Genomic DNA, 17,797 nt, shown 5'->3' with positions numbered 1-17,797 from the left:
ATGCTTGTTGGTAAGGAAAGCCCATGTCAGAAATTCATCATCCCCTCACTGATTTTATCAAGTACAGTGAAGCCGAAATGCTTGCTCGGGCAACTGAGCAATATGCTGAAGTTAAACGCCGTCATAGTATTAGAATGTTTTCTGACAAGCCGGTGCCGCAAGACATTATCGCTAAATGCATTGAAACCGCAGCGACAGCGCCTAGTGGAGCAAATCACCAACCTTGGCATTTTGTTGCTATTAGTGATCCCAAAGTGAAAGCCCAAATTCGTGAGCAAGCGGAAGCATTAGAACGGTCATTTTACGATGGTAGAGCCGGTGAAGAGTGGCTAGAGGCATTAAAACCACTGGGCACAGATGCTAACAAAAGCTACTTGGAAAAAGCGCCTTGGCTGATTGCGGTGTTTTCGCAAAAGCGTGGCGGGATAGAAAATGATCAAGACACCACTAATTATTATGTTCACGAGTCAGTCGGTATTGCGACGGGATTTTTACTGCAAGCGCTGCATCATGCTGGACTGGGCACCTTGACACATACGCCTAAGCCTATGTCTTTTTTAAGTAAGGTGTGCAATCGTGATAACGATATCGACAGACCTTATATGTTGATTGTGGTTGGTTATCCTGATGAGCAAGCGACGATACCGGATCATGCTACTAAGAAAAAACCGTTAGATGAAATTTGTACATTTGTATAAATAAAAAGGGCATCACTGATGCCCTTTTTTGATGAAATTCATGATTATAATGTGGCGTGCGGCCCAAATACTTCATAATGGATCGCCGTTTCCGCTACGCCAAGATCAAGCAATTGTTGCTTTACAAATGCCATAAATCCGACCGGTCCGCAGAGATAGAAATCACCATCAGTAAGGGGTAACTGCTCAGCAATCGTCTCCAATTGCATTAGACCCAAATGTACCTTAGTACTGCCTGCTTCAGTGGTGCCTGCCTGATTGAGCCATAAATGGCTATCCAATTGTAACTGTTCACTTAGCTGGTTAACTCTGGCGTTAAACGAGAGTTGAGCGGGTGACTCACAGGCGTGTAAATAGCTCACTGCTTGGGTGAATTTTTCGTTGGCTAAGGTTTCTAACATGGCTTGCATTGGCGTGATACCAACACCTGCTGAAATCAGTACCACAGGTTTGTTAGTGGCTCGGTAGTGGAAGTCTCCTGCGGGGGCGAACAGTTCAACGCTATCACCCACTTTTGCCGATTGATGCAAGTAGTTAGACACCACACCGTCTGGTGTTTGCGCCGCACTATCGGCGGCTTGTTCACGCTTAACTGAGATGCGGTAGTGGCGGCCATTAGCTTTATCAGATAGCGAATATTGGCGGATTTCTTGGTGGGGATGCCCGCTAGGAGCGACTTTGATACCAATGTATTGGCCTGGTAAGTAATCTGCAACGGCTTCACCATCTTCTGGTGTTAAGGTAAAGCTGGTGACCAATTGTGATTCCACCCGTTTGTTGCTGATAATAAATTTACGCGTGCCTTGCCAACCACCTTCCTTGTCTGTGCTAGCTTGGTATAAATCAGCTTCTCTATCGATAAATACACTGGCGAGTTGCCCATAGGCTGCTGTCCATGCTTCTTCAACTTCTGGGGTAAAGGCATCGGCGGCTAATTCGCGCAAAGTTTCAATTAAGTGATGGCCCACGATGGGGTAATGTTGTGGCTGAATATTGAAGCTGGTGTGTTTGTGGGCGATACGCTCAACAGCACTGCTTAATGCCGGTAGATTATCGATGTGCTTAGCATATGCAAGAATTGCATTGAAAAGCGCAGCACTCTGGCCGCCTGAATGTTGGTGGCTTAAATTAAAGATGTCGTTGAGTTCTGGGTTATGACTGAACATGCGTTGATAAAAATGCTTGGTGATTGCGCTGCCCGCAGATTCTAGAAGGGGAATGGTGCTTTTTACTGTCTCAATGTGTTGTTCAGATAACATCAATATATCCTTGTAGGTTGTTGTTACTGGTTTCATTAATGGTTACCAGTATAGAAAAGTTATAAAGTTTATGGTTTTAAAATTAACGACAATGGATTACTTGCTAACCCTAGGGGCGATAAGAATCGGCCAGTAGTGCCAAATGAATAAGCTAAATGCGGCTATCCAGGTTCCAGCGCTTAAATTCCACCCCCATACCGGTTGCCCTATGGTTGGTAAGGCGATGCGTAAAACGCAGCCGAGTAAAATGAGATAAAAGGCTGCGGTCATATGCCAGTGGACGACTAGACTTCGGCCTGTATGACCAAGTGATACCCTCGCAATCATCGCTAGTATCATTGCGCCTAAGGTTCCTACGGTGATGATATGCAGTGCATCAGCAAAGCTCAGCCAATTAACGTAATAGCTTCCACCTAAGCAGATAAGGCCAAAACCTAAGGCAAAATAAGCCGCATGCAATGACCACAGCAGTGGCACTCTTGCCGTAGCAAATGGAGCCCAGTGCCATTGACGTAGAAGATGTAAAATGCCGGTTGTTATAAGTAGCGTGGCAGGTGTCATGGGTAGATCAATTAAGCCACTTAATAGAAATATACTGGTCCCAGTCACCGCTGTGAGTAGGACCAATTTATCCAAAAGTGGAGTTGGGGTGACTTTTGCATTCTGGGCACCACGGCTGGTGAAAAACGGTATCACGCGGCCACCAACAATACCGACAAGCAAACTAAATAACAAAATAGCGCAACGAGATAGGTGTCTTGCGAGTTCAAGATTACCGCTATAGTCAGCGAGTAGGATGCCGACATTAAGTGTCATCATTGCTAACAGCAGTGGGATGAACTGGTAGTTTCTGCGGCTTTTACTGCTAATGACCATGTTGGCAAGGTAGCCGATGCAAGCAAGCCACCAAGCAGTTTGTGAAAAGAGAATTAACCACTGCCAACCATCATTGGCTAACCATATTGCTGCTCTAGCGATTAACCAAAGACAAGTTAGACCAATCAGTGGCCAACCATGAATACTCGGTTTGCCAGTCCATGTTTGCGCCGCGGTAAGTAAAAATGCAACAGCAATGGTTGCCCCAAATCCAAATAGCATTTCATGAATATGCCAAGTGACCGGTGACAAGCTGGTATAACTTAGCAATTGGACATGACCATTGAGTGCCAAAGACCAAATCAACAAACTGATGCAGGACAACAGGCTTGCAGCAAGAAACCAAGGTCGAAAAGCCAGTTCCCAAATTGGTTGCTCGGCTATAGCACTGTATGTGCTTTGGGGGGACTGGGTTTCAATCAATTCCCCATCACTGTTGAGTTTCAAATTAATTTTATAAGTGGGTTGTTTCGCCATAACGGTGCTCTTTTACTCAAAGATAAATTCTAAATGGTTAAAGTTGTCGATATCCCAATCCATCAAGGCCGATACAACGGATCACATAGCCAACCTTGATAGCAGTGGCGAACAGAATCAGTGCAATATGACTAAAGACTTGAGTCATGAGTGAGAAATGATTAGCGAAGGTATAACCTGACAGAATGCACAGGAGTAATCCGCTAATTGCAACTGCCATAGTGAGGTTGCCACCAAAAACGACCTTATGGAAAAAGTGCTGCTGAGCTGTCGCTGATGCTAACGGAAGTGAATTGTCTGTTTCAGCAAAGATCGGTAATGCGAGTGTATGCATGACAAGCTCCTTTAATGTTTGATACCGCATCTTGTTATTGGTTAATACTGTTTGGATACGGCGCATATACGTAATAAATAGCGATAACCATGCCAAGTTTGTTTTTTTGTTTATTAACAGTTTCTTAGTTGTTTTCAGTGTTTTTGGTGAGTCATTTTGACTATCATATCTTGTAGTCATAATGACTCTCTTGAGTCTTATTCTGTGAGTGGTAAACTAACTGAAAGTACGAAGAGTTGAGGCAGGTATGGCAGAGATTTCTTCTTCGGCGTTGATTGTGCTGGCGTTGGATTTAACCCAAAGTTTGGCAGATAAAGATCGCTTTGAGCGACTGCTCAGTACCGTAAGGCATGCGGTAGATTGTGATGCTGTAGTATTGCTGCATGCACAAGGTCTGCAGCTGAAGCCGTTAGCATTGCAAGGGTTAGCTAGAGAAACTTTAGGTCGTCGCTTTGCCATAGCAGAGCACCCCAGATTTGAGCGTATATGTCAGTCAACTGAGCCGATTCGCTTCGCTGCCAATTGTGAACTGCCGGATCCCTATGATGGCTTGTTATTAGTGCATGAGGGAGATTTACCTGTGCATTCGTGTATGGGTCTGCCTTTACTCGCCAATAATCAACTTATTGGAGTACTGACTTTAGACAGTATGGTGCCCAATGCGTTTGATGATATTCCTAAACGTAGCTTAGATATTATTGCAGCCATGTCTGCCGCAACACTGAATACGGCTATCTTATTACAAGAGCTAGAAACTCACTCACAACATAGCCGGCAAGTGGTGGCTGAATTAACTCAAGAAGCGTTATTAAAAGATGGTGGTGAGTTAATTGGTGAAAGCGAGGCGATGTTAAAGTTAAAAAATGAAATTGCCATGGTCGCTGACTCTAACTTTTCTACCTTAATTGAAGGCGAAACAGGTGTTGGTAAGGAGCTGGTGGCGCGGACTATTCATATGCGTTCTGCTCGTCGTGAAGCACCGCTGGTTTATGTTAATTGTGCCGCTTTGCCGGAAACCTTGATAGAAAGCGAGCTGTTTGGCCATGTAAAAGGCGCGTTTACCGGCGCAGATCGTGACCGAGTCGGTAAGTTTAGCTTAGCTAATGGCGGCACCATTTTTTTAGATGAAATAGGCGAATTACCGCTTGCGGTGCAAAGCAAACTATTGCGAGCACTGCAAAACCAAGAGATTCAAGTTGTTGGTAAAGACAGCATAGAACATGTTGATGTGCGTATCGTGGCAGCGACCAACCGGCAACTAGCTGTTGAGGTCGAAGAGGGTAGGTTCAGAGCCGATCTGTTTCACCGTTTAAGTGTTTATCCGATAGCTGTACCGGCTTTGCGTCACCGCAGTGGTGATGTGAGTCTATTAGCTGGCTACTTTATAGAACAAAGTCGGCGTAAATTAGGTATGGCACAGTTGGCGATTTCCGCTGACGCATTAGCGTTACTATCTCAATATGATTGGCCTGGAAATGTGCGCGAGTTAGAGCATGTTATCAGCCGGGGTGCGCTTAGAGCCCGAGGCGATAGTCATTCTAATATTGTACGAATTGGACTGACACATTTGGCGCTTACATTGCCATCGGCAGTTGAGTCTGAACCAAGTGCTGATTTAGCGCCATCACGGTTACCTATCACCCAGAGCGGTGGCAGTTTAAAGCAGCAAACCGAGGAGTTTCAACGGCAATTGATTTTACAGCAATTGTCAGATGCAGAAGGCAATTGGTCGGCAGCAGCTAAAGCGCTAAGTGTCGATCGGGCTAATTTAAACCGTTTAGCCAAGCGTTTAGGTATACAGGTGAGCAAACGGGTAGAACTAAACTGAGTGGTGCTTTAGCAACAATTTATATTCAATCAGGCGAAATGCTGATGACTTTGCTATAATCCCTGCCCCAAATATGTCGGTTAACCCAGTTTGAGACTAAGTATATGAGCAATGTTGGCATTTTTAGACCTAATGAACAGCCACCGAAAGAGCCGGTTGAGGTCGCTTCAAATCGACTGGAGTTGTTAGCGCCTGCTAAAAATGCTGATTATGGTATCGAAGCCATTAAACATGGTGCCGATGCGGTTTATATTGGAGGGCCTGCATTTGGCGCCCGTGCTACTGCGGGTAATAGTGTTGAAGATATAGCACGCTTGTGTGAATTTGCTCACCGTTATCACGCTCAAGTGTTTGTGGCGATAAACACCATTTTGATGGACGATGAGTTGCCGCTTGCACAGCAACTTATTTGGGACGTTTATCATGCTGGTGCCGATGCTTTGATTGTGCAAGATATGGGGATTTTACAGTTAGATATCCCGCCAATCGCGCTACATGCTAGTACGCAGATGGATAACCGCAGTCCAGAGAAAGTCGCGTTTTTGGAGCAAGTTGGCTTCTCTCAGGTGGTATTAGCCCGAGAACTTGGCTTAACCCAAATCCGAGAAGTGGCTAAAAACACTAACATGCAAATAGAGTTCTTCATTCATGGGGCGCTCTGTGTAGCTTATAGTGGTTTGTGTAATTTAAGTCACGCATTTAGTAACCGCAGTGCCAACCGTGGTGAATGTTCACAAATGTGTCGCTTACCTGGCGAGCTGAAAACCCGTCAAGGTGAAGTGCTGGCGGAAAATGAGCATCTATTGTCGCTCAAAGACAATAACCAGACCGATAACTTAGAAGCGTTAATCGATGCTGGTGTGCGCTCTTTTAAGATAGAAGGTCGGTTGAAAGATCTCAGCTACGTGAAAAATGTTACTGCGCATTATCGTCAAGCACTCGATAAAATTATCGCTAAACGTCCAGAGCTCAGTGCGTCATCCCATGGTCGCTGCGAGCATACCTTTACCCCAGATCCAGAGAAAACGTTCAACCGTGGCCGTACTGACTACTTTGTCAATGAACGTAGCCAAGGCGTGAGTGATTTCCGTTCACCGAAGTACATCGGTGAAGAAGTTGCGACCGTGAGTAAGCTTGGCAAAGATTTTATTGAAGTTAACTCCAGCGAAGAGTTTAACAATGGTGATGGCCTGGCTTATTTCCCGCCTAATTACACTAAAGCCAAGCAGTCTGATGATAAGTTACAAGGCTTGCGTGTTAACCGTGCTGAAGGCTTGAGGTTATATGTCACCGCTGTGCCTGGCGATTTAAAGGTAGGCGCGACCATTTACCGAAATCATAACCAAGCATTTGAAATGGTACTGGCAAAAGAGTCATCCAAACGCATCATCGAGGCCGATTTGTCCCTTACAGATACCGATGATGGTGTTGAGTTGACCATTACCGATCAATATGGCCATCAAGGTAAAGCGGTTTTAGCGATAGAGAAACAACCAGCAACCGACTATGACAAAACCCAAAAGAATATTCGTAAGCAGCTGAGCAAGCTGGGCAGTACTGACTTTGTTGCTCGAGATGTGCAGATAAATACCCAGCAAATGTGGTTCATGCCTGCTTCACAACTGAACGGTTTGCGTCGTGAAGCAGTAACGGCATTGGAAACAGCGCGAGTTGATGAATATCAGCGTCCAACAGCGTGGAAGCATAATCAAGATGCCGTTTATCCTGTTAAACATTTAAGCTTTATGGGCAATGTGGCGAATGAAAAAGCCAAGGCGTTTTATACCCAACATGGTGTGATTGAAATCGAAGATACCTACGAAAAAAATGGGATTACTGAAGATGCACCTTTGATGGTCACTAAGCACTGCTTGCGTTTTAACTTCAACCTATGCCCCAAAGAAGTGCCCGGAATTAAGGCAGATCCTATGGTGCTTGAGATAGGTAAAGATGTGTTGAAGTTAGTCTTTGACTGCCCTAAATGTGAAATGATGGTGGTTGGCGCAAACCGTCAGGTGTAGCGGCAAGGTAACGGCTTGAGGCGGCATAGGGTATTGCTCTTTACCCATGCAGTCTCTTGCTACGTTAAACCATGCATAAACTGATCTTAGTTTTCAATTGAAATAACATATTCCAAAATAGCCTTTAAGCAATACTCTGGCTTGCTAATTTAACTGCAAACTGCACGATACAAAATAGCTGTAGCTTTGCTGTAACTCTCACCCAATCATAACTCTATAACTTTTAGTGTAAATTTTAACCGGCTATGGTGTGGCAGAATTTTTACGTACTGTTTGCGTTACAAGTTTGTTGTTTGAGCTTTACGAAAACCGTTTGCCTATCATTAAATATGCTTTGTTGCTGAATATTTATATGGGGCATATAGTCAAAATGTCATCGCAAATGGTGACCTAAGAAAACAAAAGTTTGCTCAACAGAAGCAAACGTTCATAGCTGCGGGACAGGGTTATATTGTTTATGTTTTTCATTGTAGTAGTAGTGTGATTATCTGGTCGTAATCAAGTGTTCACTAAATTTTTGAGGTACATGTCGTAGGCTATATGCCTTATCTCGCGGTGTTTATTACCCTTGAGATATATGGAGTGAATACATGTTTACAACAGCAACAAAGCTGACGCTATGCAGCCTTGCCGTCAGTACGCTACTGGCTGGCCATGCTGCAGCTGCACAACGCATTGACATGCAACAGCCCAACTTACTAAGTACTAATCAACTGACTACGCAAAGTGTGCTTTCAGCCACAAGCGGAACCACTTATCAAGCCAAAACCGTTTCTACAGATATTGATGGCAATGAGCGCGCTCGTTACCAACAACTTTATCAGGGCGTGCCGGTGTTTGGTGCTTCAATAGTCGCAACCCGCTCCCCGATGAACCAGTTTTACAATCCTGTGGGCTACCACATTGCTAAAATTGACAGCGATGTCATCTCTACATCACCAAGCTTTTCGCTGGATGAGGCGTTGCATGTTGCATTAAGTGACAACGCTGATAAAGAGACTGTTTATAATATCGAAAGCCAGCTTTATATTTGGTTGGATGAAAAAGATCAGGCATATTTGGCGTGGCTAATTAGTTATGTCGACAGCGATGGCCAAGCACCAAGTCGTCCTTATCAGGTGATTGATGCCCATAGTGGTAAGCTGCTGGACAGTTGGGATGGGATGACCTTTGCCCAAGCAACAGGCCCTGGAGGAAACCAGCGTACAGGTCGTTATCAATTTGGCGATCGCTATCCGGCGTTTGAGGTGACTGGTAGCGGCAGCAGTTGTCGTTTAGACAGTACTAATGTTGAAACCTATGATATGAACCACCGAACGTCGGGTGGCTCTATTCATACTTTCCCTTGTTATGAGAATACTTCTCGTGAAGTTAACGGTAGCTACTCTGCACTTAACGATGCCCATGCTTTTGGTCAGGTGACCTTCAATATGTATCGTGACTGGTACAACAAAGCACCGATCACTCAAAAACTAAGAATGCGGGTCCATTACGATCGCAACTATGAAAATGCATTCTGGGATGGTCAGCAAATGACTTTTGGTGATGGCCAAAACACTTTCCACCCGCTAGTGGGGCTTGGCGTCGTAGCGCATGAAGTGAGCCATGGCTTTACTCAGCAAAACTCAAATTTAGTATATCGGAATCAGTCCGGTGGTTTAAATGAGTCGTTCTCTGATATTGCAGCTGCCGCGGCAACCTATTACCTAGAGGGCAGTTTTAGCTGGCAAATAGGTGACCGGATTAAGAAGGGCAGTGGCGCGATGCGCTACATGGATAACCCGCCTTTAGATGGCCGCTCCATTGGCCATACCCGTGATTATTACTCGGGTATTGATGTGCATTTAAGCTCGGGCGTGTATAACAAAGCTTTTTACCTACTTTCGACAACTTCGGGTTGGACAATCCGTGAGGCGTTTGACATCTATGTGAAAGCTAACCAGTTATATTGGAATGCCAACGCCACCTTTGAATCGGCTGGTCGAGGTGTGTATAACGCGACTAAAGACTTAGGTTACTGCGTCGATGATGTGGTTGCATCATTAGAAGCTGTTGGGGTAACCGGTAGCGGCGCGAAGGATGGCTCCGGTTGTGGCCCTGTGGGGAATCAGCCGCCTAATGCTGACTTTAGTTATTCCGCCAGTCAGCTGGTAGTGAGTTTTACCGATTTATCAACTGATGATAAAGGTGTTGTTAGCCATCAGTGGCAATTTGGTGATGGCATGACATCTAGCCAGCAAAATCCGACCCATACCTATGCGAGTGCTGGCTCTTATGCTGTTTCGCTCACAGTCAGTGATGCCGAAGGCAAGAGTGATACTCATTCGGTGACCGTCACTGTTAGCACAGACCCTGATGTCCCGGATCAATGTAATGGTCTAGCACCATGGGATGTGGCGAAAAGTTATAACCTAGGTGACAAGGTGTCTTTTGAAGGCTATGAGTATGAAGCGATTTGGTGGTCAACTGGGGCATCTCCTGCGATTTACACCAATGTATGGAGCAAAGGGGCTAAATGTTCTGGTGGTGATTTACCTAACCAAGGTCCTAATGCGAGTTTCAATCATAGTGCCAATAAATTAGTTGTGAGTTTCAATAACACGTCAACTGATGATAAAGGCATTGTTGGTCATACTTGGAACTTTGGTGATGGCAATAGCAGCAACCAAGTGAGCCCTACTCATACCTATGCTGCGGCCGGTAGTTACAGTGTGCAATTAACCGTTGTGGATGCTGATGATGCTTCTGATACGGTGACACAAACTGTGACTGTGACAACCACTGATACACCTGATGAGTGTAACGCTGCACCGTGGGATCCTGCTGCAGTCTATGTTTCAGGCGATCTGGTTTCACAAAACGGTAATGAGTACCGGGCTAAGTGGTGGAACCAAAATGAGTCTCCTGCCGATTCTGGACAGTGGGGCGTATGGGAGTTTATTGCACAGTGTCAATAAGCTTCGAAATTTAAAAGTTATGCGCGTTTACGCGCATAACTTAATCCCTACTCTTTTTATCGATGTTTTAGCCTTAGACCAGCGTATCGAACAGTCCTTACAAGGATAAAGTTATGATTGCTCATTCAACTCGTGTCGTTGCAAAATATGCACTGCCACTCGCTGTAGCGTTAAGCTTTTATTGCAGTAATGGCGTTGCTAAAACCGAACCACAGCAGCCAGATACCTTGCTGTGGATCACTATAGGTAATGATGCTGCCGTACAGGCGGAAACGGCTGGTGCAACACTAGCCCCGGCAATGCAAGCACAAAATATTGAATCGTCTCCGGTTTTGATTTATCAGGTAGAGCAAGCTCAGCTACCCTATTTAACGCAATTAATGCATGAACAAAAACACCGTTGTGGTGGTTATATCGTGCATGATAGTTATCAAGAGGCGGTATTGGCATTACAAGGGCCGCAAGAGATGCTGGCCTTTAATGCGCCACCAATCCAGCATATGGATAAGGTCAATCAGTTATTGCCACAGATTCAGGCACCGCAAATAAAATCCACTATTGAAAGTTTGACACAATTTACCAACCGCTTTTACAACACCAGCAGTGGTCGTGACGCAGCTAATTGGTTGGCTTCTCACTGGGGGCAGCTTGCGCAGCAGCATTCGTGGGCGAGTGTGCGCTCGTATAATCACAGTGGTTGGGGCCAAGATTCGGTTATTTTAACCTTAGCCGGAAGCCAGCGTAGCGATGAAATTCTAGTGCTAGGTGGACATTTAGATTCAACAGCTGGTAGTCATACTTCTGAGGGAACGCGGGCACCGGGTGCTGATGACGATGCATCAGGCATCGCTTCATTAACCAATGTTGCCAAGGTATTACTTAGCAATGGGCAGCAACCTCAAAGGAGTATTCATTTTATTGGATATGCTGCTGAAGAAGTGGGTTTACGAGGCTCAAAAGAGATAGCGGCAGAATATAAAGCTCAGGGTAAAAACGTGGTCGCGGCGTTGCAGCTCGACATGACCAATTATCATGGTTCTGTCGAAGATATCGTGTTCATGACTGATTATGTCGATAGTGGTTTTACCCGTTATATGAAACAATTATTGGATACTTATCAGCCTAGTATCGTTTACGGTGATGATCGTTGTGGTTATGCTTGCTCAGATCATGCATCCTGGTATAACCAAGGGTATCCTGCGAGTATGCCATTTGAAGCACGTTTTAATGGTGCCAACCCCAATATTCATACCCGCAATGACACGCTTGCCAACAGTGATGCTGAGGCGAACAACTCCATTGCTTTTGCCAAACTAGCCTTGTCATTTGCCTATGAAATGGCTAACCCTACCCCAGATGAAACACCTGTCGAGCCGGTCGCTGTCATTGATGCCAACTGCAGCGGATTAAGCTGCCAGTTTGATGCCTCAGCTTCCCGTGGTGACTTGGTTTCTACTGCTTGGAGTTTTGGTGATGGTCATCTATCTCAGCAGGAGCGCGTTAATCATACCTACACAGCAGAAGGTCAATATCAGCTTGTACTGACAGTGAGTGATGCTCAGGGGTTAACAGATTCCGTATCGCAACTGCTGACCGTTACTCGTGATGACAATGGTTCGCCATGCAGCGGTATTGCTAACTGGGATGCTAATGTGAATTATGCACTGGGTGACCGTGTAACCTATAAGGGAAAGGCGTATGAGGCGATATGGTGGTCAACGGGGGCCGCGCCTGATATCTACCAGCAAGTATGGTCTATCGTTGCTGATTGTAATGATGATGATAGTCCTAATGCGCCCATTGCACGATTCAGTTACCAAGTTAATGAGCTATCGGTTAGTTTCACTGATCTATCAACGGATGATAATGGGATAGTGAGTCACGCATGGCAATTTGGTGACAGTCAAACCAGTAGTGCGGCAAACCCGACACATATCTATAGCGCCAGCGGCAAGTATTCTGTGGTGTTAACGGTAACTGACAGTGATGGCTTGAGTCACTCTCAAACTCAAATTGTGACGCTAGCTGCATCACAGCCGGGAGAATGCTTATCGCCTGCATGGCAAGCAAGCACTGTGTATTTAGCGGGTGATAAGGTGTCATATGCCGACAATGAATATACAGCACGCTGGTGGACACAGGGGGAGGTACCCTCTGAGTCAGGGCAATGGGGTGTGTGGCAGCTAAATGGACCTTGCCAATAGCTTCTGAGTGTACCGGTCCTTCAGGGAGAGTGCCTAAGCTTGTTAGGTACTCGTATTTTAGTAGCATTGACACATTGGGCTACTAGTTTTCTTCGGCAGTGAAGCTTGCCGTTTTTCAGTCTATCTATTCAGGTAGGCTGTTTTTTGTTTTGGGCACTTACCCTTTTCGTTTATACATTCCTTAAGATCCACCTTTAATTTTCATAGCGGCATAATCTGCTGGCAAGGTAAGGTTTATTGTTATTTAATGATGCCATCGGATGACAAATAGAAAGGGATGAAATATGGGACTACTCGATTCACTTATGGGTAACGCATCAGAGGTAAATCTAGATGAGTTAGCTCAAGAGCTTGCGCCAATTATGGCTGATGGAGAAACCTTATCGCTGGCTTATCGAGTGATAAGAGATATGTTTGTGTTTACTAACAAGCGGCTGATTTTGATTGATAAACAGGGAGTCACGGGCAAGAAAGTGAGTTATCACTCGGTTCCCTATAAGTCTATTACTCATTTTGAAGTTGAAACGGCCGGGACTTTTGACATGGACTCAGAATTAAAGATATGGATTTCCGGACAAAAAGATCCCTTGGTTAAAGAACTCAAAAAAGGCACCGATGTTGTCGGTATTCAAAAAACTATTGCTAATTTCTCATTAAAATAACCCGCGTTAGCGGGCGTTTTTAGCTTGCAATAATACCTTGCAGGCAAGAAGGGATTAGCATGGATTATAGATAGCAGGCAATTAAGGAGTGATATTGCTGACTATTTTTGTCACCGATATTTTCGGTCGTACGCCAGAGTTAGAAACTTGTTTTAGCGGATTTAACTTGCCGTATCAGATTGTTGACCCATATGGCGGCGAGTACCATAGCTTTGATGATGAAACAGCGGCTTATCATTATTTCATGCAACATGTTGGTATTGAAAAATATTCTGAGTTGTTGTTTGAGGCCATAGCGCAGTGTCATGTGCCAGTGAGTGTTGTTGGTTTTAGTGCAGGCGCTAGTGCGCTCTGGCATGTGGCCGCACGCAGCAAAGCGCCACACCTTGCTTCAGGGATTGGCTTTTACGGTTCGCAAATTCGCCATGCCCTTGAGTTAACGCCTCAGATTCCGCTTAAGCTCGTTTTTCCCATAAAAGAGTCGCATTTTGACGTCAATGATGTCATGCAAAGCTTGGCAAACCATAACCATGTTGAGGTCTGCCAAAGCCAATACTTGCATGGTTTTATGAACCCGTTATCGGTGAACTACCATGCACAGGGTTGTGTTGATACGCTATCCAAATTAGAGTTGCTGTTGAAATAGCCTATGAGATCGATTGGCCTAGGCCAATCAATTTACCGGGTGATGCTAAGACCACTGTCTTTATCGATGATATGAAACGTTTAAAGGGTTATTAGGATGAAAAAAGTCGCTGTTGTTTTATCAGGTTGTGGAGTGTTTGATGGTGCGGAAATTACCGAGTCAGTACTGACGTTATTGCATATCGCTAAAGCAGGCGCACATTATCAGTGCTTTGCACCAGATATTGAACAGATGCACACCCTTAACCACTTAACAGGCGAAGAGATGAGCCCAAATCGCAATGTATTGGTTGAATCTGCGCGTATTGCGAGAGGGGAAATTCAGCCCCTAACAGAGTTAAATGTAGCAGATTTTGATGCGCTGATTTTACCAGGTGGTTTTGGTGCGGCGAAGAACTTGTCAGACTTTGCGGTTAAAGGTGCACAAGCGACGGTTGAGCCGCAGGTGCTTAGCGCATGCCAAGCATTTGCTGACGAGAAAAAGCCTGCTGGCTACGTGTGTATTGCACCAGCAATGTTGCCGTTAATATATGGTCAAGGTGTGCAAGGCACAATCGGTAACGATGCAGATACCGCAGCGGCAATTAATGCCTTAGGCGGTGAGCACCTTGCTTGTGCGGTTGATGATATCGTTATTGATACCGAGCGTAAGGTGGTGAGCACGCCCGCTTATATGTTAGCTCAGTCGATTGTTGAAGCGGATGCTGGCATCAGTAAATTAGTCCAACAAGTGCTGTCGATGAGTTAAGCTATACCTTTCATACTTGAAGCTGTAGCTTGGTTAACTGCGCCAATTCTCTTGGGTATATAACCGGTTTTTTAGTTTGTATTAACCGCCACATATTGTGGCGGTTGTTGTTTTCATCTGCTTGTTTTACCAATCGGCATAAGAAAGTGATCTACTCAGAGCTATTTTTGGCAAACGAGTTCGAGACGAATAATTTAAGTGATAGTGGTTCTATTGGGAAGTTAGGCATTATTTATTATCTGTCAGTGCTTGGCGCAGTTTAGTTGGATTATCTACCCCAAGATAGACTCGGTTTATTTTTCCAATTGGTTTTTTCAGCGTGATGGCTAGGTTGGGCGTACCTGAAAGGTTAAACCTTTTGACGGTTCCATGACGAGGGATGAACTGCTGGTTGGGGCGGATATCACTGATGTTATCAATATCTATGCTGAAGCTTGGATATAGCCCATAGCGAATAATGAGCTGTTTGTTGTCTATACTAATAGGTCGCTTAGCTAGAGCGCGGTATTCGGCGATAAAAAACAGCAAACTAAGCAGGGTTAAGCCAGTGATGATGTTGGCTGCAAGGGGCGACCAGAAAAAGTGCAGTAATAGATGGGCGATGGGGAGCTCAAAGCCAATAATGACAATAAACCCTAATGCATTGTCTCGACAACCATCCTTTTTGTGGTAACTAAACTGTTGCTGCCCCCGATAATGTTGCGGCTGGATCCGTTTGTGGCAAAGCAGAAAACTCCACATGCGCAGATCTAAGCACAAGATATTGGACAAGCTCGGATTATTGGTGAGCTTGCTGACTGCGCTAGTGAGTGCTTGATCTGGATCTGATTTAGCCTTTAGTGCTGTGTTAACTGCCAGTACCACCAATACAATACTGATAACTTCAATGGCAAGTATCAATGCCAAAATTAGGTACCGCAGTGGTGATAGCTGCGGCAGTAGCTGCTGTTGTTCTGTTGGGATAATGACAGTGCCGATTAATAGCAATAAGCTAATGTAAGCAGCAGATTTAATCGCTGCAGTGCGTTTGTCGGCAATCGCCCAAAAGCAGACAACAGGCACGACGATTAGGATATCAACCAAATATAGCCATTCTAATTGAGCTAACCCCATGTCGTTAAGGGGGGAGGCAACATGGAAATTAATCACCCAGCTGCTAATGAGCAACAAAGTGATGAGCAATGGCATCATGGGTTTATATTTCAGTGCTTGTGACATGCTGCCTCCATTAAAACCTGCTAAATCATAGCGTTTGTTCATTTGCTGCGGATAGGCAAACTAAAATGCTGCACTGTCCTTGTCCGGTATCCAGCATACTGGTGAAAAAGCTGCAATTGTCGTTAAGGTTAGCAGCTAAATCGGCCATAGCTTGTTGGTAATGCGCTAGGTTAGCGACGTTATGGGCCAAATAGAGCGCTGCCGTCACTGTTACACTTGGGTTTGATTGCAAAAAATCGATTGCGTCGCTAAGGGAGTTGAAGGCGAATAGGTGGTGATTGATGCTATCAAATAATCGCATGTCAGCGACATCGAGGTTGTTAGGCATTTCATCACTGTATAACTTGGCGCTAATATTAGCGCACACTTGTGTTATCGCGTGGCGATCGTTTGATGGATTATTAATGAACAGTATCGAGCATGAAGACTGCTGTTGCATTTGAATAAGTGGGGCTGTGTATTGCTTTGTGGCTGATTCAACCAAAATCAGATCCCAGCTGCGTTGCTCTAGTTGCGTTATTGAAGCACGGCTAAACGAAAAAATGCTCGGGTATGTGGGCGACTGTGATGCGGGGTTAACTGCGGGAAATCGCGCTAGGTAAGGCTCGATATCATGGCAAACAATGGCGATATCAGCATGTTTTGGCTCATCCAATGGCTCAAAATCAAGTGACTCAAATTTAAGTGGCTCTAATTTAGGTGACTCTGGTTTGGGGGGCAATGTCACAGCGCTCCTTTGCATCGTGTTGCAATAGTGTATTGCGGGCCAAATGGTATCGCAATAGCGGGCAGCCAGTTACAGCAGTTGTGTACAGCCATAGCTGCCAATAATCACGCTAAGATTGATACTGCAGCGATAACTCCATGCAAGCCGATGATATTGAATATTGAGATAGTTGCTTAGCACAACCCATACTCCCATCAAGGAAAACCAAGGTGTGAGCGGCCAGACTAGATTGAATTTCACCAATGATATGGCTAGGTCGTGTAGCGCACCGCTGACGGCAAAAGTGATAATAACGGCAGCTGAGTGGGGCAAAAATCGATTGGTTGGTTGCATCACATAGCGGCCAAGATAATAGCCCCATATGGGGTTCCAATAGTGCCAGAACAGGGCAAAAGAACCCGCTCCGAGGGCATTGTTAAGCATGTTACTCAGTGAGCCTGAAGCACCAAGAGCGACGCCATTTCGTCTTTTTACATAGTGTGCCAATGTTAATGAGCGAGGCATCGATTGACTCTCCTTGGTTGGGTATTTAGCGCCAACATTACAGCTAACCTAGCATGTTCATGATAATGATCCTATGTATTACGCCGCTAAGCGGATTAGGTGATGCTCAGTGACACTAAGCACAGCCAAAATAGTTGCACTCCATAGGACAGTCGCTGGTGCAGCCCTGGGTTAGTTTGGGAACGTACAGCTATGGCCATTTTGAATAGATAGTAGACGGTAAAGATCACCGCAACGATCGACGTGATACGCAATGAGAGATTCGTACTTGGGGCTAGTGCGAGGCAGATTGGTGCGATTAATAATGCCAGCAGCATGCTCAAGCCAGCCCAAGAATGGATCTTGCAATTGCGACTAGGTTGTTTGGTATATGGATCGGCGTCCATAGGAAAATACCCTGCAACCCAAGTTCCTAGGCCATGGATAATGATGAGGTATCCGGTGATTTGCAGCGATAAACTGGCATCGTCTAGGTTAATGAAGTGCCAGCCACATAAACAAAATAATGCCCCCAATGGATAGTTATTGATAAGCGGTGACAGCCGTTGTGTTGGGCTACCCGTTGCCCCCAATTCGCTGCAAAACTGCTTTTGGTGGTTATAGTTGGGGTAATACCAATCGGCATAAAGATGTGATCGC

14 protein-coding genes and 1 pseudogene are annotated in these 17,797 nt (G+C 45.2%); 8 read left to right on the top strand and 7 right to left on the bottom strand.

Translation table 11 applies throughout. The annotated features are described in order from the left end of the window. The first annotated feature begins 23 nt into the window (after positions 1-23). Complete coding sequence (locus tag ACHUFW_RS18760) at positions 24-698, top strand: nitroreductase family protein (RefSeq protein WP_394205236.1); 675 nt, start codon at positions 24-26, stop codon at positions 696-698. A gap of 44 nt (positions 699-742) precedes the next feature. Here the strand turns inward: ACHUFW_RS18760 and hmpA are convergent, their stop codons facing one another. Genes hmpA through ACHUFW_RS18745 form a run of 3 tightly spaced genes read right to left on the bottom strand, consistent with a single transcriptional unit; the run spans position 743 to position 3,644 of the window. Then, positions 743-1,993 carry an NO-inducible flavohemoprotein gene (gene hmpA / locus ACHUFW_RS18755; RefSeq protein ID WP_394205234.1) on the bottom strand — a complete coding sequence of 417 codons (1,251 nt, stop codon included), beginning with the start codon at positions 1,991-1,993 and terminating at the stop codon, positions 743-745. Between the two features lie 60 nt (positions 1,994-2,053). Continuing rightward, positions 2,054-3,310: an NnrS family protein gene (locus tag ACHUFW_RS18750; protein WP_394205233.1), complete on the bottom strand. Its 1,257-nt coding sequence runs from the start codon at positions 3,308-3,310 to the stop codon at positions 2,054-2,056. Between the two features lie 37 nt (positions 3,311-3,347). Next, a complete protein-coding gene (locus ACHUFW_RS18745; protein WP_394205231.1) occupies positions 3,348-3,644 on the bottom strand; it encodes a hypothetical protein in 297 nt (98 codons plus the stop codon). A 247-nt stretch (positions 3,645-3,891) separates the two neighbouring features. On the opposite strand from ACHUFW_RS18745, the gene norR reads away from it, so the two are divergent. From norR to elbB, 7 genes are all read left to right on the top strand, one after another. After that, positions 3,892-5,472, top strand: a complete 1,581-nt coding sequence (gene norR / locus ACHUFW_RS18740) for a nitric oxide reductase transcriptional regulator NorR (RefSeq protein ID WP_394205229.1) — start codon at positions 3,892-3,894, stop codon at positions 5,470-5,472. A 104-nt stretch (positions 5,473-5,576) separates the two neighbouring features. Beyond that, positions 5,577-7,493, top strand: a complete 1,917-nt coding sequence (locus ACHUFW_RS18735; RefSeq protein WP_394205227.1) for a peptidase U32 family protein — start codon at positions 5,577-5,579, stop codon at positions 7,491-7,493. 590 nt (positions 7,494-8,083) lie between these two features. Next, positions 8,084-10,450 carry a M4 family metallopeptidase gene (locus ACHUFW_RS18730; protein WP_394205225.1) on the top strand — a complete coding sequence of 789 codons (2,367 nt, stop codon included), beginning with the start codon at positions 8,084-8,086 and terminating at the stop codon, positions 10,448-10,450. 113 nt (positions 10,451-10,563) lie between these two features. Further along, a complete protein-coding gene (locus ACHUFW_RS18725; RefSeq protein ID WP_394205223.1) occupies positions 10,564-12,654 on the top strand; it encodes a M20/M25/M40 family metallo-hydrolase in 2,091 nt (696 codons plus the stop codon). Between the two features lie 284 nt (positions 12,655-12,938). Next, positions 12,939-13,316, top strand: coding sequence for a PH domain-containing protein (locus ACHUFW_RS18720; protein WP_394205221.1), 378 nt, complete (start codon positions 12,939-12,941; stop codon positions 13,314-13,316). Between the two features lie 94 nt (positions 13,317-13,410). Beyond that, complete coding sequence (locus ACHUFW_RS18715; protein WP_394205219.1) at positions 13,411-13,962, top strand: dienelactone hydrolase family protein; 552 nt, start codon at positions 13,411-13,413, stop codon at positions 13,960-13,962. 96 nt (positions 13,963-14,058) lie between these two features. Continuing rightward, positions 14,059-14,709: an isoprenoid biosynthesis glyoxalase ElbB gene (gene elbB / locus ACHUFW_RS18710; protein ID WP_394205217.1), complete on the top strand. Its 651-nt coding sequence runs from the start codon at positions 14,059-14,061 to the stop codon at positions 14,707-14,709. A gap of 228 nt (positions 14,710-14,937) precedes the next feature. Here elbB and ACHUFW_RS18705 read toward each other — a convergent pair whose 3' ends face one another. The 4 genes and pseudogenes from ACHUFW_RS18705 to ACHUFW_RS18690 form a co-directional block, all read right to left on the bottom strand. After that, positions 14,938-15,927, bottom strand: a complete 990-nt coding sequence (locus tag ACHUFW_RS18705; RefSeq protein WP_394205215.1) for a hypothetical protein — start codon at positions 15,925-15,927, stop codon at positions 14,938-14,940. 25 nt (positions 15,928-15,952) lie between these two features. Next, positions 15,953-16,654: a hypothetical protein gene (locus tag ACHUFW_RS18700; protein ID WP_394205213.1), complete on the bottom strand. Its 702-nt coding sequence runs from the start codon at positions 16,652-16,654 to the stop codon at positions 15,953-15,955. Between the two features lie 69 nt (positions 16,655-16,723). Next, a complete protein-coding gene (locus tag ACHUFW_RS18695; protein WP_394205211.1) occupies positions 16,724-17,158 on the bottom strand; it encodes an acyltransferase in 435 nt (144 codons plus the stop codon). A gap of 95 nt (positions 17,159-17,253) precedes the next feature. Continuing rightward, a pseudogene (locus ACHUFW_RS18690) lies at positions 17,254-17,781 on the bottom strand (DUF998 domain-containing protein); the annotation flags it as partial. Positions 17,782-17,797: the final 16 nt, after the last annotated feature.

The organism is Shewanella waksmanii (assembly GCF_043643685.1).
GTDB classification, from domain to species: Bacteria; Pseudomonadota; Gammaproteobacteria; order Enterobacterales; family Shewanellaceae; genus Shewanella; species Shewanella waksmanii_A.
Note: the sequence above shows the minus strand (reverse complement) of the source record. Positions and strands in the feature narration are given on the sequence as shown.